This window comes from Sphingobium sp. FG58, assembly GCF_057809055.1.
Window position 1 is genome coordinate 364,488 of sequence record NZ_JBMDJF010000003.1, and the last position, 18,158, is coordinate 382,645.

General features: G+C 65.4%; 12 protein-coding genes and 1 tRNA gene. 8 read left to right on the top strand and 5 right to left on the bottom strand.

Annotated elements, in window-relative coordinates:
• Positions 1 to 160 precede the first annotated feature (160 nt).
• From ACODR8_RS06565 to ACODR8_RS06575, 3 genes are all read left to right on the top strand, one after another.
• Positions 161 to 1,057: an RcnB family protein gene (locus ACODR8_RS06565; RefSeq protein ID WP_489006468.1), complete on the top strand. Its 897-nt coding sequence runs from the start codon at positions 161 to 163 to the stop codon at positions 1,055 to 1,057.
• Positions 1,058 to 1,242: 185 nt separating this feature from the next.
• Entirely contained in the window at positions 1,243 to 1,929 is a 687-nt protein-coding gene (locus ACODR8_RS06570; protein ID WP_489006469.1) for a prolyl hydroxylase family protein, read from the top strand.
• 292 nt (positions 1,930 to 2,221) lie between these two features.
• Entirely contained in the window at positions 2,222 to 2,692 is a 471-nt protein-coding gene (locus ACODR8_RS06575; RefSeq protein ID WP_489006470.1) for an RcnB family protein, read from the top strand.
• 208 nt (positions 2,693 to 2,900) lie between these two features.
• Here the strand turns inward: ACODR8_RS06575 and ACODR8_RS06580 are convergent, their stop codons facing one another.
• Positions 2,901 to 4,481, bottom strand: a complete 1,581-nt coding sequence (locus ACODR8_RS06580) for a lysine--tRNA ligase (RefSeq protein WP_489006471.1) — start codon at positions 4,479 to 4,481, stop codon at positions 2,901 to 2,903.
• A gap of 128 nt (positions 4,482 to 4,609) precedes the next feature.
• On the opposite strand from ACODR8_RS06580, the gene ACODR8_RS06585 reads away from it, so the two are divergent.
• The 3 genes from ACODR8_RS06585 to ACODR8_RS06595 are packed head-to-tail and all read left to right on the top strand — an operon-like array spanning position 4,610 to position 8,318.
• Positions 4,610 to 4,984 carry a PilZ domain-containing protein gene (locus tag ACODR8_RS06585; RefSeq protein ID WP_489006472.1) on the top strand — a complete coding sequence of 125 codons (375 nt, stop codon included), beginning with the start codon at positions 4,610 to 4,612 and terminating at the stop codon, positions 4,982 to 4,984.
• Positions 4,985 to 5,025: 41 nt separating this feature from the next.
• A complete protein-coding gene (locus ACODR8_RS06590; RefSeq protein WP_489006473.1) occupies positions 5,026 to 7,779 on the top strand; it encodes an ATP-dependent DNA helicase in 2,754 nt (917 codons plus the stop codon).
• Complete coding sequence (locus ACODR8_RS06595; protein ID WP_489006474.1) at positions 7,776 to 8,318, top strand: SixA phosphatase family protein; 543 nt, start codon at positions 7,776 to 7,778, stop codon at positions 8,316 to 8,318. Before ACODR8_RS06590 ends, ACODR8_RS06595 begins: the two co-directional genes overlap by 4 nt.
• Before the next feature lie 6 nt (positions 8,319 to 8,324).
• Here ACODR8_RS06595 and ACODR8_RS06600 read toward each other — a convergent pair whose 3' ends face one another.
• The 3 genes from ACODR8_RS06600 to recJ all read right to left on the bottom strand — a co-directional run bounded on the left by ACODR8_RS06600 (position 8,325) and on the right by recJ (position 10,724).
• Positions 8,325 to 8,663, bottom strand: coding sequence for a MerR family transcriptional regulator (locus tag ACODR8_RS06600; RefSeq protein WP_489006475.1), 339 nt, complete (start codon positions 8,661 to 8,663; stop codon positions 8,325 to 8,327).
• A gap of 118 nt (positions 8,664 to 8,781) precedes the next feature.
• Positions 8,782 to 8,856 (bottom strand) — tRNA-Glu (locus ACODR8_RS06605).
• Positions 8,857 to 8,957: 101 nt separating this feature from the next.
• Positions 8,958 to 10,724 (bottom strand): single-stranded-DNA-specific exonuclease RecJ, encoded by a 1,767-nt coding sequence (recJ, locus tag ACODR8_RS06610; RefSeq protein WP_489006476.1) that lies wholly within the window; start codon positions 10,722 to 10,724, stop codon positions 8,958 to 8,960.
• A gap of 149 nt (positions 10,725 to 10,873) precedes the next feature.
• Here recJ and ACODR8_RS06615 point away from each other — a divergent pair, with 149 nt between their 5' ends.
• Positions 10,874 to 12,925, top strand: a complete 2,052-nt coding sequence (locus ACODR8_RS06615) for an autotransporter assembly complex protein TamA (RefSeq protein WP_489006477.1) — start codon at positions 10,874 to 10,876, stop codon at positions 12,923 to 12,925.
• Positions 12,925 to 17,142: a translocation/assembly module TamB domain-containing protein gene (locus ACODR8_RS06620; RefSeq protein WP_489006478.1), complete on the top strand. Its 4,218-nt coding sequence runs from the start codon at positions 12,925 to 12,927 to the stop codon at positions 17,140 to 17,142. The genes ACODR8_RS06615 and ACODR8_RS06620 overlap by 1 nt, the downstream gene beginning before the upstream one ends.
• 32 nt (positions 17,143 to 17,174) lie before the next feature.
• Here ACODR8_RS06620 and ACODR8_RS06625 read toward each other — a convergent pair whose 3' ends face one another.
• Positions 17,175 to 17,960: a transglutaminase-like domain-containing protein gene (locus tag ACODR8_RS06625; RefSeq protein ID WP_489006479.1), complete on the bottom strand. Its 786-nt coding sequence runs from the start codon at positions 17,958 to 17,960 to the stop codon at positions 17,175 to 17,177.
• Positions 17,961 to 18,158: the final 198 nt, after the last annotated feature.

The window sequence follows — 18,158 nt, forward strand, 5'->3', positions numbered from 1 at the left end:
AACGATACGAACACGGAACAACGCGCAAAGCGGAAATTGGGTTCATTACGCCCGGCGATTCTTTCAACAAGCTGACGGACAGGTTCAGAATTGCGACATCGCGCGCCATCTAGAAGGGCGGCATGAGGGGACAGAAGGTTCCCGCAAACAGAAAGTCACGATGATGTTCAGGAAGATGATGCTGACGGGACTGATGGCTGCAACGCTGCTGAGCGGTGTCGCGCCAGCCTATGCCCAGAGCAATGAGAATGGCCGTGGCAATCGCGGCGACCGTGCAGAACGCGGTGGGGCAGACCGTGGCAGAGCAGACCGTCAATCCTATCAGTGGCGCGGTAACGGACAGCGGCCGATGGGCGGTGACGGGCAGCAGGCGCAACGCTGGCAGCAGCGGCAGGACCGCGCGGTAGCGCAGGCACCGGTGCAGCAGGCTCCCGTCCAGCAACCGCGTGCGGATCGTCCGTGGCGCAACCCCGGCAATCCTGCGGTCGTGCCAGCACCGGCGCGGCAGGACGCACGACAGGACAGGCGAGATGATCGCCGCAATGACCGGCAGGACTATCGCCAGGACCAGCGTGCCGATCGGCAGGACTGGCGCAACGATCGCCGCGACGGTCGGCAGGATTATCGTCAGGACAGGCGCGACGACCGGCGCGATGATCGTGGCTGGAGCGACAATCGCGGAGCGGCAGGCAACTGGAATAATGGTCGCCGCTATGACGACCGGACCCGCTGGAGCAACCAGCAACGCTGGAATAATGGCTGGCGGCAGGACCGGCGCTATGACTGGAACAGCTATCGCAACCGCTATGGCAACCAGTATCGCATGGGCCGCTACAACGCGCCGCGCGGCTGGGACTATGGCTATCGCCGTTTCTCCGTGGGCATCGTGCTGAGCAGCCTGCTCTATTCCAACAGCTATTGGTTGAACGATCCTTACGCCTATCGCCTGCCGCCCGCTTACGGCACGCTGCGCTGGGTCCGCTATTATGACGACGCCATGCTGGTGGACATTCGCGACGGCTATGTCGTCGACGTGATCCATGACTTTTTCTGGTGAAGAACCGCACCGGCCCACACCCCCACCCGACCTCCCACAGTATATCCTGAACGGAAGGCCGGGTGGGGGTACGGGCCGATGCTCCCCAATCTGACTCCCTGAAGTGGCCTTCAGGAATACTGGCCCCGGTGCGGAGACGCGCCGGGGTCTTTTCATGGCACTGGCCGCTGTGGCAGGAGGGCCGCATGACAGACAGTGACGATGATGGCGGCATCGCTTCGCCCAGCCGCGCGGCCATAGGCGCGCAGGTGCAGGCGCGGCTGGAGCGCAACCCGATGGTCAGCCGGATCGACGCACCAGACCTTGCGATCTACGGGCGGCAGGATTTCCTCAGCCCGGAGGAATGCGCCGATCTGCGCGCGATCATCGATGCGGGCGCGCAGCCTTCGACGCTCTTTTCGGGTAGCGCAAACGCTGATTATCGCACCAGCCATAGTTGCAATCTCGATCCGTTCGATCCGCTGATCAAGGCCATCAGCGACCGCATCTGCGCGCTGACTGGCCTGCCAGCCGACCATGGCGAAACATTGCAGGGCCAGCGCTATACCAGCGGCCAGGAATATCGGCTGCATTGCGACTATTTCCCGGTCACCGCCGATTATTGGCCCGCCATGCGCGTCACTGGCGGGCAGCGCAGCTGGACCACGATGATCTATCTCTCCCCGGTCGAGGCCGGGGGCGAAACCCATTTCCCCCAATGCGAATTCATGGTGCCGCCGGTTGAGGGGATGATCCTGATCTGGAACAATATGACCGCTGACGGCGCGCCCAACCGGTTCAGCCTGCACGCCGCCCGGCCGGTCGAACAGGGCACCAAATATGTCGTCACCAAATGGTTTCGCGAACGGCCATGGACGCCGAGATCTGTTTGAGCATGTGCCTTCGCACATGCGTGCGGCACCGGCCCTCTCCCCCACCCGGCCACCCCACGATAGTAGCCTATGGGTGGCCGGGTGGGGGAGAGGGCCGGTGCGGCTTCAAAATGCGCCCTTCCGCGCATTTTCAAAAACCTTCCCGTTACACTTTGCGACATAAATGACTGAAAACTGACAGCTTCATTCGCCGGGCGTTCAGGCGCGCTGCCCCATATCTCCTTGTGTTGGCGACCGGGAACCCGATCCAGCCGGACAGGGTTCAGCCGCCAGAGGAAATAGGAGATATGCTATGCGTAAACTGATCATCCTGGGCCTGCTGGCCGCAACGGTGGCGCCCAGTGTCGCGTCCGCCCAGTCCTATGGCGAAGCGCGCCGCAGCGAACGCAACCTGCGTGAGGAACAGCGCGATCTGCGTCAGGCCCAGCGTTATGGCGACCGCCGCGATGTGCGCGAGGAACGGCGCGATGTCCGCGATGCCCGTCAGGAGGCCCGCGAGGACTGGCGCGACTATCGCCGCAATCACCGCGACGTCTATCGCGGCGGGAATTGGCGCGCGCCCTTCCGCTACAACCAGTGGAATGTCGGCGTCCAGCTTCGCCCGGCCTATTATAATTCGCGCTATTATATCGCCGATCCCTATCGCTATCGCCTGCCCCGTCCGGGCGTGAACCAGCGCTGGGTACGTCATTATAACGATGTGCTGCTGGTCAATGTCCGCAACGGGCGCGTGATCCAGGTGCATCGCGGCTTCTTCTGGTAAGCTGCCTGCCTAAAAAAACAGCCCCGGACAGCAATGTCCGGGGCTGTTTTTATGGATGTTTCCCCCCAACTTGGCCGCGCCGCCCGTTGCCGGGCAAGCGCGGCCGATGGCACGCAGGACGCACCATCAGTCCGAAAGGGGGGTGGACCGTTGCGCAGAACGCACCTCCGCCCGAAAAGTTCCCGTTTTTCCGCTAAAATCCAAGGATTCAGGCGGCCAATGCCTGCGCGATCAGATCGCGGCTGTTATCAATGCCATAGAGGGCGATGAAGCTGCCCATGCGCGGTCCCTGGTCCGCGCCCAGCAGCGTCTGGTAGAGCGCCTTGAACCAGTCGCGCAGCTCGGCAAAGCCGAACGCCTCATCCTTGCCGATGGCATAGACGATATTCTGAATATCCTCCGCCGTGGCGTCCGCCGGTAGCGCGGCCAGTTCCGCGTCGAGCCGGCGCAGGGCCGCCGCCTCATTGGCGTCGGGCGCTCGGCGCTGGAGGGTGGGCGCAACGAAATCGCGATGATAGGCCAAGGCGTGACCGATCAGCGCGTCCAGTTCGGGATAGGTGTCCGGCGATGCATCAGCGACATAGTTGGTGAGATAGCCCCACACCTGATCGCGGCTGGCGTCGCCCATCACGCCGACCAGATTGAGCAGCAGCCCGAACGTCACCGGCAACCGGCCTTCGGGCAGCTTGCCGTCATGGACATGATGGACCGGATTGCCCAGCTGCTGTTCGATCGCCTGATTGGGATAGTTGACCCGGAACTGCCAATATTCGTCCACCGCGCGCGGGATGACGCCCATGTGCAGCTGCTTGGCCTTTTTGGGTTCGCGATAGGCGTAGAAGGCCAGGCTTTCCTGCGGACCATAGGTCAGCCATTGTTCAAGGCTGAGGCCATTGCCCTTGGACTTGGAGATTTTCTCGCCCTTTTCGTCGAGGAACATCTCGTAATTAAAGCCTTCTGGCGGGCGGGCGCCCAGCGCGCGGCAGATTTTCGACGACTGGGTGACCGAATCGATCAGATCCTTGCCCGCCATCTCATAATCGACGCCCAGCGCGACCCAGCGCATCGCCCAGTCGACCTTCCATTGCAGCTTCGCCCCGCCGGACAGGATCGACTGCTCGATCATTTCACCCTCATCCTCGAAGCGGATCAGGCCTGCCTCGGCATCGATCACCTCGACCGGCACCTGCAACACGATGCCGCTCTTGGGGCTGATCGGCAGGACAGGCGAATAGGTCGCCTGCCGTTCCTTGCGCAGAGTCGGCAGCATGATGTCGAGGATCGCCTGATTGCACCGTAGCACCTGCCGCAACGCATCGTCGAATGCGCCCGCCTGATAGCGTTCGGTCGCCGAGACGAATTCATAGTCGAAGCCGAAGCGGTCGAGAAATTCGCGCAGCATCGCATTATTGTGATGGGCGAAGCTTTCAAACTTGCCGAACGGGTCAGGCACCTGCGTCAGCGGCTTGCCCAGATGCTCCGTCAGCATCGCCTGGTTGGGGACATTGTCGGGCACCTTGCGCAGCCCGTCCATATCGTCACTGAACGCGACCAGCCGCGTGGGAATATCCGACAGCGCATGATAGGCATTGCGCACCATCGTCGTGCGCAGCACTTCGTTGAACGTGCCGATATGCGGCAGGCCTGAGGGACCATAGCCGGTCTCGAACAGGATATGGCCTTTGTCCGGCGCGCCATTGGGATAGCGCTTGAGCAGCTTGCGCGCTTCTTCATAGGGCCAGGCCTTGGCCGCCAGCGCGGCGGTGCGGAGAATGTCGGTCTCGGTCATGATTACGCCCCCTAGCCCCGCGCAGGGCGAAAGGAAACGTCCTTTGGTGGCAAATCTGCGTTAAGAATCGTTCGCACATTAGGGTTTCATTAACCCTGACCGAAGATACTTACGTATCTGGAGGCACCATGCATATCTTGCGTAACCGCGAACGCATCGTGGTCGACATTCCCATTGTCGTCACGACCGTACTCGATAGCCTGGAAGGCACGATCGTCGACCTGAGCGAGGGCGGCGCGCAGGTGGTCGGTTGCACCCTGCCGGCCGGATCGTCGTGCCAGATCGACCTGGACGGCCATATCACTTTCGGCACGGTGCGCTGGTCCGAAGAGGATCGCATGGGCATCCGTTTCCCTTACGAGCTGAACGAAGGCCCGCTTTACGGCCAGCTGGAACAGGCCCGCGCTGCGCTGCGCACGCCTGTCGCGTTCCAACCACGCGCCCGCGCCATGGCCGCAAGCAGCGGCGGTGGCGGTGGCGGTTTTGGTCGCCGGACGAGCTGAAACAGGTTTTCCTTTTGTTCCCGCTCGCTTAAACGGGGCGGGTGATTGATCCTGCATCCCTGCCCGCTCTCCACGCCAGCCATGGCGGCATCTGGTTGCGCGAAGGTGGCCGCACACAAGGTCTGGCCAAGGGGCAGGCGATCGGCCGGGCGGCGGAAACCCCGGTATTACTGCTCAATGCTCCGCTGACTGGCCAGCGCCTCGGCTATCCCGATCTCAATGGCCTCGACCTGCTCGAACTTTGGGCCTTCCTCCACCCGGCCCGCTTCCTCGTCCCTACGCCCAAGGGGCTGGCGCAGGCGCTTGGCCTGCCGGTGCCGAGCGCTGAGGCCGACATTCCCGCCCTGCTCCAGAGCGCGGCGCAGGCATTGCTCGACCGGATCGAATCGCCCGACTGGCGCGAACGGGAGGGCAGCTGGACATCGGCGCAAACGCTGCACCGGCTGCGCTGGCCCTGGTCGCCGCTGGTCGCCCCACGCATCGCCAAGCCCAAGGAGGCCGAGCGCTGGCTGTTTTCCAAGCTTCCCGAATGGGAGGAAGCCCAACCCCGCCCTGCCCCGCGCACCGTGGTGCTGGATGAAGCTCAGGTGCTGGCCCGGCTCGATACGCTGACCGGCGCGGGGGCGGAGGCGCGGCCCGGCCAGCGCGCCTATGCCACCGCCGCGATCAGCGCCTTTCGCCCGCGCGCGCACCGCGACCAGCCCAATATGCTGCTGGCGGAAGCTGGCACCGGCATTGGCAAGACATTGGGCTATCTCGCCCCCGCCTCGCTCTGGGCAGCGCAGGCGCAAGGGACGGTGTGGGTGTCCACCTATACCAAGGCGTTGCAACGCCAGCTCGACCGCGAATCGCTGCGCCTGTTTCCCGATGCGATGGTGGCGGCCAAGCGGGTGGTGGTGCGCAAGGGGCGGGAAAATTATCTCTGCCTGCTCAATCTGGAAGATGCGTTGCAGGGCGGCTTTACTGGCCGCGCCGCGATATTGGCGCAGCTGGTCGCGCGCTGGGCCGCGTTCAGCAAGGATGGGGATATGGTCGGCGGCGACCTGCCCGGCTGGCTGCCCACTTTGTTCCGCCGCAACGGCTCCACCGCGCTGACCGACCGGCGCGGGGAGTGCATCTATGCCGGCTGCCCGCATTACCGCAAATGCTTCATCGAGCGATCGGCGCGTGCGTCCGCCGACGCGGACATCGTCATCGCCAATCATGCGCTGGTGATGATCAACGCCGCGCGCGGTCGCGAAACCGGGCAGCGACCGCAGCGCATCGTGTTCGACGAAGGGCATCATCTGTTCGATGCGGCGGATTCGACCTTCTCCGTTGCCCTGTCGGGGCAGGAGGCGATCGAGCTGCGGCGCTGGATCATGGGACCGGAGGGCGGATCGCGCGGGCGACGACGCGGCCTGTCGGCGCGCCTGTCGGACTTGGCCAGCTATGATGTCGAAGGGGGAGAGGCGATCCGTGCCGCCGCCGACGCCGCGCTCGCTTTGCCCGCTGATGAATGGCTCAAGCGCGTGGTGGCGGGGGAGCCGTTCGGGCCGCTTGAAGCCTTGTTCGCTGCGGTGCGCGGCACCGTCTTTGCCCGTGCGGCGGACACGGGCGAGGCGGATGCGGGCTATGGGCTGGAAACCGAACTGGCCGCGCCGGACGGGCCGCTGGTCGAGGCGGCGCAGGAGGCCGCGCTGGCGCTCGATGCGCTGCTGCGCCCGCTGACGCATTTGTCGCGGCGGCTGGAGGCGGTGATCGAGGATGCGCCCGATTGGCTGGATGGCGCGGCACGGGCGCGGATCGAGGGGGCGGTCGCCTCATTGGGCTGGCGGCGCGACCTGATCAGCGCCTGGCTGGCGCTGCTGGCGCGGATCGGTGGCCCCGCCGACCCCGACTATGTCGACTGGATGACGGTCGATCGGGTCGAGGGGCGCGAATATGATATCGGCATCCATCGCCACTGGCTCGACCCCAGCCGCCCGCTCGCCGAAACCGTGCTGAAGCCCGCGCAGGGGGTGATCGTCACATCCGCGACGCTGAAAGGCGGGGGCGACTGGGGCAATGCGGAAAGCCGCAGCGGGGCGACCCATTTGCCCCATGGTGCCGGGCGGTTCGAGGCGAGCAGCCCGTTCGACTATGCCGCACGCGCGGAAGTGCTGATCGTCACCGACATCAAGCGCGGCGATCTAGCCGCGCTGTCGGGCGCCTATGGGCGATTGATCGACGCGGCGGGCGGCGGCACGCTGGGGCTGTTCACCGCGATCCGGCGGTTGCGCGCGGTCCATGCCCGCATCGCCGACCGGCTGGCGCGCGCAGGGCTGCCGCTCTACGCGCAGCATGTCGACCCGATCGACACCGGCACGTTGGTCGACATTTTCCGCGACGATCCGCGCGCGTCGCTGCTGGGGACGGACGCGCTGCGCGACGGGGTGGACGTGCCGGGCCATTCGTTGCGGCTGGTGGTGATGGAGGGGGTGCCATGGTCCAAGCCGACCGTGCTGCACGCCGCGCGGCGGCTGGCAAATGGCGGCAACGCCTATGACGACCGGCTGATCCGCGCGCGGCTGGCGCAGGCCTTTGGTCGCCTCATTCGCCGGGCGGAGGACAAGGGCAGTTTCGTCATCCTGTCCGCCGCGATGCCGAGCCGCTTGCTGAGCGCCTTTCCGCCCGGCACGCCGATCCGCCGGGTGACACTGGACGAGGCAATCATTGCCGTCAGTGTCGCTTCGCGGCGCGAATCCCTTGGCGAAACGTCGCCCTTAGGGCATCAGGGACACGAATCCGGCCACAGCCATCTGGAGAGAGAATGAAGCGGCTGACCCTGTTGCGCCACGCCAAGTCCGACTGGGACGATCCGGTGGCCCGCGACTTCGACCGGCCCCTGAACCACCGGGGCGAGAAGGCGGCGCTGTTGATGGGCCAGTTTGCCGCCCGGCGGCAGATGCAGTTCGACATGCTGGTCGCATCCCCCGCCGTGCGGGTGGTGCAGACGCTGGAGACGTTTTTTATCGGCTTTGGTGAGACGCTCGACGCGCGTTGGGACCGGCGCATCTATCTCGCCTCCTCCCCCACCTTGTTCGATGTCATCCGCGACCTGCCCGACAGCGCCGGCAGTGCGCTGCTGACCGGACATAATCCGGGGCTGGAGGAATTGATCCTCGACCTGGTCCCCGATGACGGGGCCAATCCGCTGCGCGAGGATGTGGAGGTGAAATTTCCGACCGCCAGCATCGCCGTGCTGGACCTTGCCATCGACCGGTGGGATCAGGCGCAGGAGAATATCGCTACGCTGGTCAGCTTCACCCGACCGCGCGATCTGGACCCGGCATTGGGTCCGGGGACGCGCTGACGCGGTCTATTCGCCGATCGCGCGGGCCAGCGTCGACCGGATCGCCTGCAACTGGCTCAGCACATCGTCAGCCGGTTGGGCAGGCGTATCAGGCACGGTCGTCCCATTGCCATCGACCAGCATCTTCTGCGCGCCCTTGACGGTGAAACCTTCGACATTGAGCAGGTCGTGGATACGGCGGGCCAGCGCCACGTCGGCGGGGCGGTAATAGCGACGATTGCCGGAGCGCTGGAGCGGGCGCAGCTGCGGGAAACGGGTTTCCCAATAGCGCAATATATGCTGGGGCAGACCCAGTTCACCCGCCAGCTCGCTGATGGTCAACAATGCACCCTCTGCCTTTTTCATGACAGCAATGTTGCACCCTAAGACCCGTCAAGGTCAACCATGGTAAACTACGGATTAACGTGGAAAACACCCATCTTCACACCATCGCGACCCGGCGACCGTGCGCCTGCCTGCTTGATGGTGACCCCTACGGGAATCGAACCCGTGTTTCAGCCGTGAAAGGGCCGCGTCCTAACCGCTAGACGAAGGGGCCGTTGGCGGCGCCACCGGATGGCGCTGCGAAGCGAGGCGGGCATTAGGAGGAGACGGCGCAGGGGTCAACCCCCCTTTTGCGTGTGGCGGGAGGCTTCGCACTCAATCGGCCCAGGCGGCGTCCTCCAGATGGAGTTCGGCGGCCGGGCGACTGCCCCAATCGTCGATCTTCGCGCGGCCCGCAACCCACAAGCGCCGGTCGCGTGGCGCGCCCAATATCGCCTGGCCCAGATCGGTTTCGGCTTGACGGAAAGCGATGGTCTTGAACGACCGGCCATCCTCCCCGCCCATGATCGCGCGCAAATGGCCATTGCCCACGATGTCGGCCTTGATCACCCGCATCGGCCCGGCGGCGATGCGGGGGGCGGGCCAGCCTGCGCCATAGGGACCGCCTGCCTCGATCGCGGCGATGAAGTCGGGATTGACCCCGGCGGGGGCCAGCACTGCGTCGATCAGCAGCGCCCGATCGTCACGCGCCCGCGCCACAGCGGCGGACAGGCGATCGTCGAGGAAATCGGCCAGCGCATCGACCCGGTCCGCCGCCACGGTCAGCCCCGCCGCCATCGCATGGCCACCGCCCGCGACCAGCAGGCCGCTATCCTTGGCCGCCATCACCGCCGCGCCAAGATCGACCCCGCTGATCGACCGGCCCGATCCCTTGCCGACGCCATCCTCATCCAGCGCGATGACGATGGCGGGTCGCCCGGCCTTTTCCTTGATACGGCCCGCGACAATGCCGATGACGCCAGGGTGCCAGCCCTGCCCGGCGATCACTGCGACGGCGCAATTGCCCTGGGCGGCCAGCAATGCCTCGGCCTGTTCCTGGACGGTCGATTCGATTGCGCGCCGTTCTTCATTATATTGATTGAGCTGCTCGGCGATCCTTGCGGCCTCGGCTGGATCGTCGGTGGTCAGCAACCGCACGCCCAGATCCGCCTGCCCCACGCGCCCGCCCGCATTGATGCGCGGCCCCAGCGCAAAGCCAAGATCATGGCAGAGCGGCGCGCGGGTCAGGCGGCTGGCGTCGATCAGCGCGGCGAGGCCGATGTTGCGGCGCCTGGCCATCACTTTAAGCCCCTGCGCGACGAAGGCGCGGTTCAGCCCCTTGAGTTGCGCGACATCGGCCACGGTGCCCAGCGCGACGATATCGAGCAATTCCATCAGCGCCGGTTCGGTCCGCGTCGCGAACCAGCCGCGCGCCCGCAGCACCCGCACCAGCGCCGCGCCGAGCAGGAAGGCGACGCCGACCGCGGCGAGATGGCCGTGGGTCGCCGCCTCATCCCCCTCGTCCAGCCGGTTGGGATTGACCAGCGCCAGCGCCAGGGGCAGCGCTGCGCTGCATTTATGATGATCGACCACGACGACATCGACCCCGGTTTCGCGCGCCATGGCCAGCGCCTCGAACGCCTGCGCGCCGCAATCGACCGTGACGATCAGGGTTGCGCCCTCGCCCGCCAGCCGCACCAGCGCCTCGCCCGACGGACCATAGCCCTCCATCAGCCGGTCGGGGATATAGGGCTTGGCCGCCAACCCCAGATCGCGCAGCAGGCGGATGAGCAGCGCGGCGCTGGTCGCGCCATCGACGTCATAATCGCCGAAGATGCGCACATCCTCGCCCCGCTGCACCGCGTCGGCCAGCCGATCGGCAGCAGCGTCCATGTCGCGGAACAGGCTGGGATCGGGCATGAAGGCGCGGATGGTGGGGTTGCGGTGCGCCTCCAGCGCCTCGCGCGGGCAGCCGCGCGCCAGCAGCAATTGCGTCACCAGATCGTCGGGCAGATAGCCCGGTTCGCGCGCATCCGCCCCCTCCCCCCGCCATTTCCAGGGCTGGCCAGTGATCGAGCGAGAGACGTTGAGCGCAAATGTCATGCCGCCGCTCTAGACTCTGGGAAGCATGGAGGGAAGCGCGAGCCGTCGCGGCGAATCGTCCGCTCGACGGAACCGCCGCAACGCCTTGCGCGTATTGCAGGTTCGTCGGCCATCTACAGGGCTGGCGACCAAAGGGGCATGACGGACATATGATCAGACGACAGGCGCATCATGTCCGGCACATGTTGGGCCTCCTCATCGCGACCGCATCCCCCCTGCCGTTGATGGCACAGACAGCGACGCCGCCCGAAGCCGAAGCGCCGATCCTGCCCGACGACCAGTTTGACGCGCGCCTGCCCTCGATCGACAGCTGGATCGACCAGCAAATGCCGCATACCAGTGCGACAGCAGAGCTGCCCGCCGCGACGGAGCCGGTACAGGAGCCAGAACTGGCGCAACCCCTGCCCGCGCTCGACAGCGTGACCGTACCCGCCAATGTCGCGGCCGACACTGACCCGAACATAAAGACGCCCGATATCCGCTACGCCACCCGGATCGAGGGTTTCGGCAAAACGGGCCTTGAGGACGCATTCCGCGATGCGTCCGCGCTGATCGACGGCGATGGCAAGGCGGAGACCGCCGCGATGGTGCAGGCGCGGGCGCAGGAGGATGAAAAGCTGGCGGTGCGGCTTTTCTATTCCGAGGGCTATTATGACGCGACCGCGCTCGCCAGCCTGGACCAGACCGGGGATGGGACGCTGACTGCCGTGGTTTCGGTGACGCCGGGCAAACGCTATAAGCTGGGCGATATCGTCGTGACCGCCGGGCCGACGGTGCCGCCGGGACTCGCGCGCGACAGCCTGCCGCTCAAGAGTGGCGACTATATCGTCGCGGCGACGGTCGAGGGGGCGGAGGCCAATGTCGCGCTGCGGCTGCCCGAACAGGGCTATGCCTTTGCCAAGGTGGGGGAGCGCGACATATTGCTCGACCCCGCGACCGTAACCGGCGACTATAGGCTGCCGGTCGATACCGGCCCGCGCGGCACGTTCCGCAAGATCACCACCAGCGGCGAGAAACAGGCCTTTGGTGCCGATCATATGGAGGTGATCCGCCGCTATAAGCCGGGCGAGATTTATGACAGCCGCAAGGTGGACGACCTGCGCAAGGCGCTGGTCGCGACCGGGCTATTCTCCAGCGTTGCGGTCGATCCGGTGCGCACCAACGAGGCCGGGCCGGACGGCACCGAATATGTCGATCTGCATGTCGAACAGGATGCCGGGCCGCCGCGCACGCTGGCGGGCGAGCTGGGCTATGGCACGGGTCAGGGTTTCCGGGCGGAGGGGACGTGGACCCACCGCAACCTGTTCCCGCCCGAAGGCGCGCTGATCGCGGGCGTGGTCGCAGGCACGCAGGAACAGGGTGTGTCGGGCACGTTCCGCCGCTCCAATGCGGGCAAGCGCGACAAGACGTTTCAGGCCGGTGCGCTGATCAACCATCAGAAATATGACGCCTATGAAGCCTTTACCGCAGGGCTGAACATCAGCTGGGCGCGGCAATCGACGCCGATCTTCCAGAAGCGCTGGACCTATAGCTATGGCGCGGAAATATTGCTGTCGAACGAACAGACGACGATCGACCCAGCGACCGGCCAGAATAAGCGGCTGACCTATTTCATCGGCGCGCTGCCGGTGCAGGTCGGTTATGATCGGTCCAACGATCTGCTCAATCCGACCAAGGGTTTCCGCGCCAGTGTGCGCGTGTCGCCCGAAGCCTCTTTGCAGGGCAATGTGTCGCCCTATGTGCGCGGGACGTTCGACCTGACCGGCTATTATCCGGTGTCCGATGCGCTGGTCATTGCCGCGCGCACCCGACTCGGCACGATCAGCGGCGTGGGGCGCGACGATGTCGCGCCATCGCGGCGCATCTATGCGGGCGGGGGCGGATCGGTGCGTGGCTATGGCTATCAGGAACTGGGGCCGAAAGACGCGAATAACGATCCGGTCGGTGGCCGGTCGGTCAATGAATTTGCGGTCGAGGGTCGCTATCGCTTCGGCAATTATGGTGCGGTCGCCTTTGTCGATGCGGGTCAGGTCTATGATAGCGCGATCCCGAAATTTTCCGACATGCGCTATGGCGTGGGCATAGGCGGGCGTTTCTACACCAATTTCGGTCCCTTCCGCGCCGACATTGCGATGCCGATCAACCGGCAGCCGGGCGAATCCAAATTCGCCCTCTATATCGGCATCGGGCAGGCTTTCTAATGACGCAGGACGACACTCCTACCCAGACTGTCCCCGCCCAGACCGTCATCGTCCGCGAGGGTCGCCCGTTGTGGCAGAAGATCGCGATCGGGGTCGTCGGCCTTGTCGTCGCGCTGGTGGTGCTGGCGGCGGGGCTGCTGCTGGGTCTCAACACCCAGCCGGGCAAGCGCTTCCTGATCCAGCAGATTGCTGCGCTGAAGCTCGAATCGGGCATGGCCATCGAGGTCGGGCGGATCGACGGGTCGGTCTATAGCGACATGGTGATTCACGACCTGATCCTGCGCGATCCCAAGGGCGTGTTTGCGGTGTCACCCCGCGTCCATGTGGTGTGGAAGCCGTTTCGCTATGTGAACAATCATATCTCGGTCAGCCTGCTCGAAACGCCTTTGGTCGTGCTGGCGCGCAGCCCGCAGTTCAACGCTACCCCGACCGATCCCAACGCGCCGATCCTGCCGGACCTGGACATTGACGTCGACCGGATGAAGATCGGCAAGTTCATCCTCGCCAGGCCGGTGATCGGCCAGAAGCGGGAAATCGCGATCGATGGCGTGACCCATATCGCCGATGGCCGGGCGATCCTGTCCGCCGACGCGATCGTCGACAGCGGCGACCGGTTGCAGGCCAAGCTGGACGCAGTCCCCGCGCAAAACCGCCTGGCCATGAGCGGCACGCTGACCGCGCCCAAGGGCGGGGTGATTGCCGCCATGTCCGGTCTGACCGACGGCATGACCGCGATGCTGGATGGCAAGGGGACGTGGCAAGCCTGGGACGGGCGCATCATTGCGACCAGTCCCAAGGGGCAACTCGCCAATATCGCCATCGCCGCGCGGGATGGCGCCTTCACTGCCAAGGGGCCGGTGCGTCCGGGCTTGGTCATGGCAGGGACCGTCGACCGCCTGACCGGGCCGCAGCTGGACGTCGATCTGTTCGCAGGCCTCAACGAACGGCGGGTGAATCTGAAAGGCACGGTGCGATCGCCAGCCCTGACCGCCGATGCACAGGGGATCATCGACCTTGGCACCAGCCGCTTCAACGCGCTCAGGATCAACGCCGCGCTGCTGACCCCCGGCGCGATCATGGAGAAGGTGAAGGGCCGCGACGTGCGCGCCGCTATCATCCTGGACGGGCCGATGGCGACGCCGTTCATCGACTATGACATTACCGCCAAATATCTGGCGTTCGACGCGACCGGGATCGAGAATCTGAAAGCCAGCGGCCGCGCGGTCATCGACGCCGATCGTATTCGCATTCCCGTCAGCGCAACCGCAAGCCGGGTGACCGGGCTGAATGCAGCGGCGGGCGGATTGATGAACAATCTGCGGGTGAAGGGCGATTTCGCCTATGCGGGCGGGAAGCTGATCAGCGACAATCTGAAGATCGACAGCGACCGGGTCGACGCGACTGCCATCATATTGGCGGACCTTGATAACGCGCTCTATCGCGGGGCGCTGAAAGGGCGGGTCAATGATTACCGGATCGACGGGGTCGGAATCGTCAACCTGAACACCGATGTCGAGCTGGTCCCCGGACCCAGGGGCGGCTTTGGCCTGTCGGGTCGCTTTGGTGTGCGGACGGCGCGCTGGGACAATGCGTCCGTGCGCGATTTTCTGGGCGGCAATGCGGTCGCTACCGGGCGCATCGGCATGACGCCGGAGGGCAAGTTCATACTGGCGGGGCTGAAGGGTGCAGCGCCCAATTTCACGATCCAGTCGGGATCGGGCAGTTATGACACCGACGGCCAGATCGCGTTCGACGCAACGGCTTCGTCGCGCCAATATGGCCCGCTGGCGCTCACCGTGCGGGGGACGATGGAGCGGCCGCAGGCGGTGCTGCGCGCGGCGCGGCCCAATGTCGGCGTGCAACTGTCCGAAGTGGTGGCGAAGCTGAATGGTGAGGCCGCGGGCTATCGGCTCGAAGCGACCGGAGGATCGCCTTATGGTCCCTTCTTCGCCAATGTGCTGATCCGCACCGCCAAGGGGCCGTTGACGATCGATATTGCCAAGGCGCGCTTCGCCGGGGTGGATATGGCAGGCACGGTGCAGCAAAGTGCAGCCGGTCCGTTTACCGGGCAGCTCAGCATGAACGGGTCGGGCATCACCGGCGCGGTGCGGCTGACCGCGGTCGGCAAGGCGCAGGGGGTGGACGTCAACGCCACCGCCAGCAACGCCAAGCTGCCCGGCGACGCGGAGGTGCTGATTGGCCGCGCCATCGTGACGGCTTCCATGGTCCTGACCGATCAGCCGCGCATCGTTGCCGATGTGCAGATCGCCAATGCCGCTTATGGCGATTATGTCGTGCGCACCGGGCGCGCCAAGATCGACTATCAGGGCGGGCGCGGCAAGGCGCAGCTCGTGGCCGACGGCTCCAGTGGCGTGCCATTCTCGATCGCGGCCAATACGGCGTTGCGGCCCAACCTCTATGCCGTGGTGTTGCAGGGCAAGGCGGGCAATATCCCCTTCCGTCTCGCCAACCCGGCGATCATCCGCACCGAACCGGCGGGCTATCGGCTGGAACCGGCCACATTGGTACTGCCGCAGGGCAAGGTCGATCTGGCGGGGCGCTTTGGTGGCAGCACCGCCATGCAGGCGCGGTTCAAGGATTTTGATCTCGCCATCATCAACATCGCTGCGCCGGGCCTCGGCATTGGCGGCAAGGCGACCGGGACGCTCGATTTCGCGCAGACTGGCAATGCTTTCCCGACCGCGACGACGCGGCTCGCCATCGCCGATTTCCGCCGCTCCAGCCTGACCGCCGTGTCCGATCCGGTGTCGATGAATATGGAGGGAAAACTGTCGGGCGCGGGCGGCGATTTGCGCGGGCTGATCCGGCGCGGCACGTCCACGCTGGGGCGGTTCGTCGCGACGCTTGCCCCGCCCGGACCCGGCGCCAGCTGGAGCGAGCAGTTGCAGGCGGCACCGCTGGGCGGGGGTATCCGCTATGCCGGGCCAGCCGATGTTCTGTTCTCCTTTGCGGGGCTGGCTGACCAGCAACTGACCGGCGGGCTGGCGGTTGCGGCGGATTTTAGCGGACGGCTCACCGACCCGCGCGTCAACGGCATCGTCCGCGCCAATGCCCTGACCTATGAGAATGAGACGTTCGGCACCCGCGTTACCCAGATGCGGCTGGACGGCCGCTTCACCAACGACCGGCTGGAGATACGCGATTTTTCCGGGCGGGCGGGGGATGGCACGGTCAAGGCGTCCGGCACGGTCGGGCTCGCTGCCGACAGCGGTTTTCCGATGAACATCGCCATCGCGCTCGACCGCGCGCGGCTGGCGCGCAGCGAAGCGATCACCAGCGTGGTCAGCGGGACGATGGCGATCACCAACAGTCCGGCCAATGGCGGCCTGATCAAGGGCGACCTCACCCTGCCCGAAACCCGTTACAAGGTCGCCTGGCAGGGTGGCACCGACATCCGCCAGTTGCAGGGCGTGCGGCGCAAGGGCGAGGGTGTGGATATTCTGGACCAGCGCATGGCCGCGCGGCAGGCGGCGGCGAAACCGACCGATTGGAAACTCGATATCCGGCTGCGGGCCGACAATGAGATTTACGTGACCGGCATGGGGCTGGATTCGGAATGGAAAACCGCGATGCGGGTGACCGGGACCACCGCCAATCCGCGCGTGGTCGGCAGGCTGGAAGTGCTGCGCGGGCGGTACAGTTTTTCGGGCAAGCAGTTCGATCTGGAACAGGGTGTCATCACCTTTAACGGGCCGATGCTGAACCCGGTGCTGGCGATCAAGGCGCAGACCCGGATCGACACGGTGACGGCGGGCATACAGGTGAGCGGATCGGCGCAGCAGCCCGACATCGCGTTCATCTCCAACCCCACCCTGCCGCAGGACGAGATCCTGTCGCGCATATTGTTTGGCGATAATGTCGCGAACCTGTCGGCGATGCAGGCGGTGCAGCTGGCGGCTGCGCTCAATGGCCTGCGTGGCAGTAGTGGCGGGCTGAACCCGATGGGCAAGTTGCAGGGCGCGTCGGGGGTCGATCGCATCGGTATCGTCGGGGGCGACGAGGCGACCGGACGCGGCACCTCACTCGCGGTGGGGCAGCATATCTCGAACAATGTTTACGTCGAGGTGATCACCGACTCCAAGGGCTTTACCGCCACCCAGTTGGAGATCGCTTTGTCCAAGACGCTGAGCTTGCTGTCCAAGACGGGCACCAATGCCGGGTCGTCGGCGAACCTGCGCTATTCGAAGGATTATTGAGGGAGCGGGCGACTCCGCCCCCTCAAACTGTCTTATTCGTCCACGCGGGATACCAGGATCGACTGGGCGTTCATCATGGCGTTGCCGAAGGCGGTCATGAAGGCGATGTCGGTGGCGTCGCGGCCGACGGCGATGCGGACCATGGTTTCGACCGGGGCGAGGCCGGTCGAATCGACAATGTGCCATGCGCCGTCGAGCCAGACTTCGACGACAGCGTGAAAGTCTGGCGGGTCGAGGCCGAGGGCATAGACCGACACCAGACGGGCGGGAATGTCGCGCGAACGGATCAGCGCGGCGGTGAGATGGGCATAATCGCGGCAGACGCCCTGCTGCGCGACGAAGGTGTCGGCGGCGGTGGTCGCGCCATCGGAGCTGCCCGGCACATAGATGAGATTGTCCTGCACCCAGTCGCGCAGTGCCGCGACCAGTGCGCCGCCCTCCAGATCGGGGAAATGGCCGCAGACGAAGCTGACGAAGCGATCGGCTTCGCAATAGCGGCTGGGCCAGATGAAGGGCAGCACCTCTTCCGGCAGGCTGGGGAGCGGGCTTTTGTTGAGGCTGGCGAGATCGACCACAGGCCGTTCGACATCCACCGTGGCGCGGTAGGTGCTGAGCATCCGCCCGGTGCCGGTGCGGGTCCAGGTCCGCCGCCCGACGCCGCTGCCGCCGACCTTGTTGGTCAATGGCCCTGCATTGTTGATGATATGGGACTGGCTGACGATATGCTGGTCGGGCAGCGCGGCAGCCTCCACCGCCAGCAGCACATCGGTCGGTTCGGCGAAGTCATAATCCAGTATCGCCTCGATCGCGACGCGCATCAGGGGAGCCTTTCAGGTTTGGGGAAGGAGACGCGGTAACGCGCGAGCAGGGATTAGGGTGCAGAGCATTGCGATGCTGCAGGCAGAGCGCAAGCCGCCAATAGTTTCAGCCACGCAGAGCGTCACAATTTGAGATAGCAACCCGCCCTCCGTTCGTTTCGAGCGAAGTCGAGAAACCGGTGTGGCACGTTTCTCGAC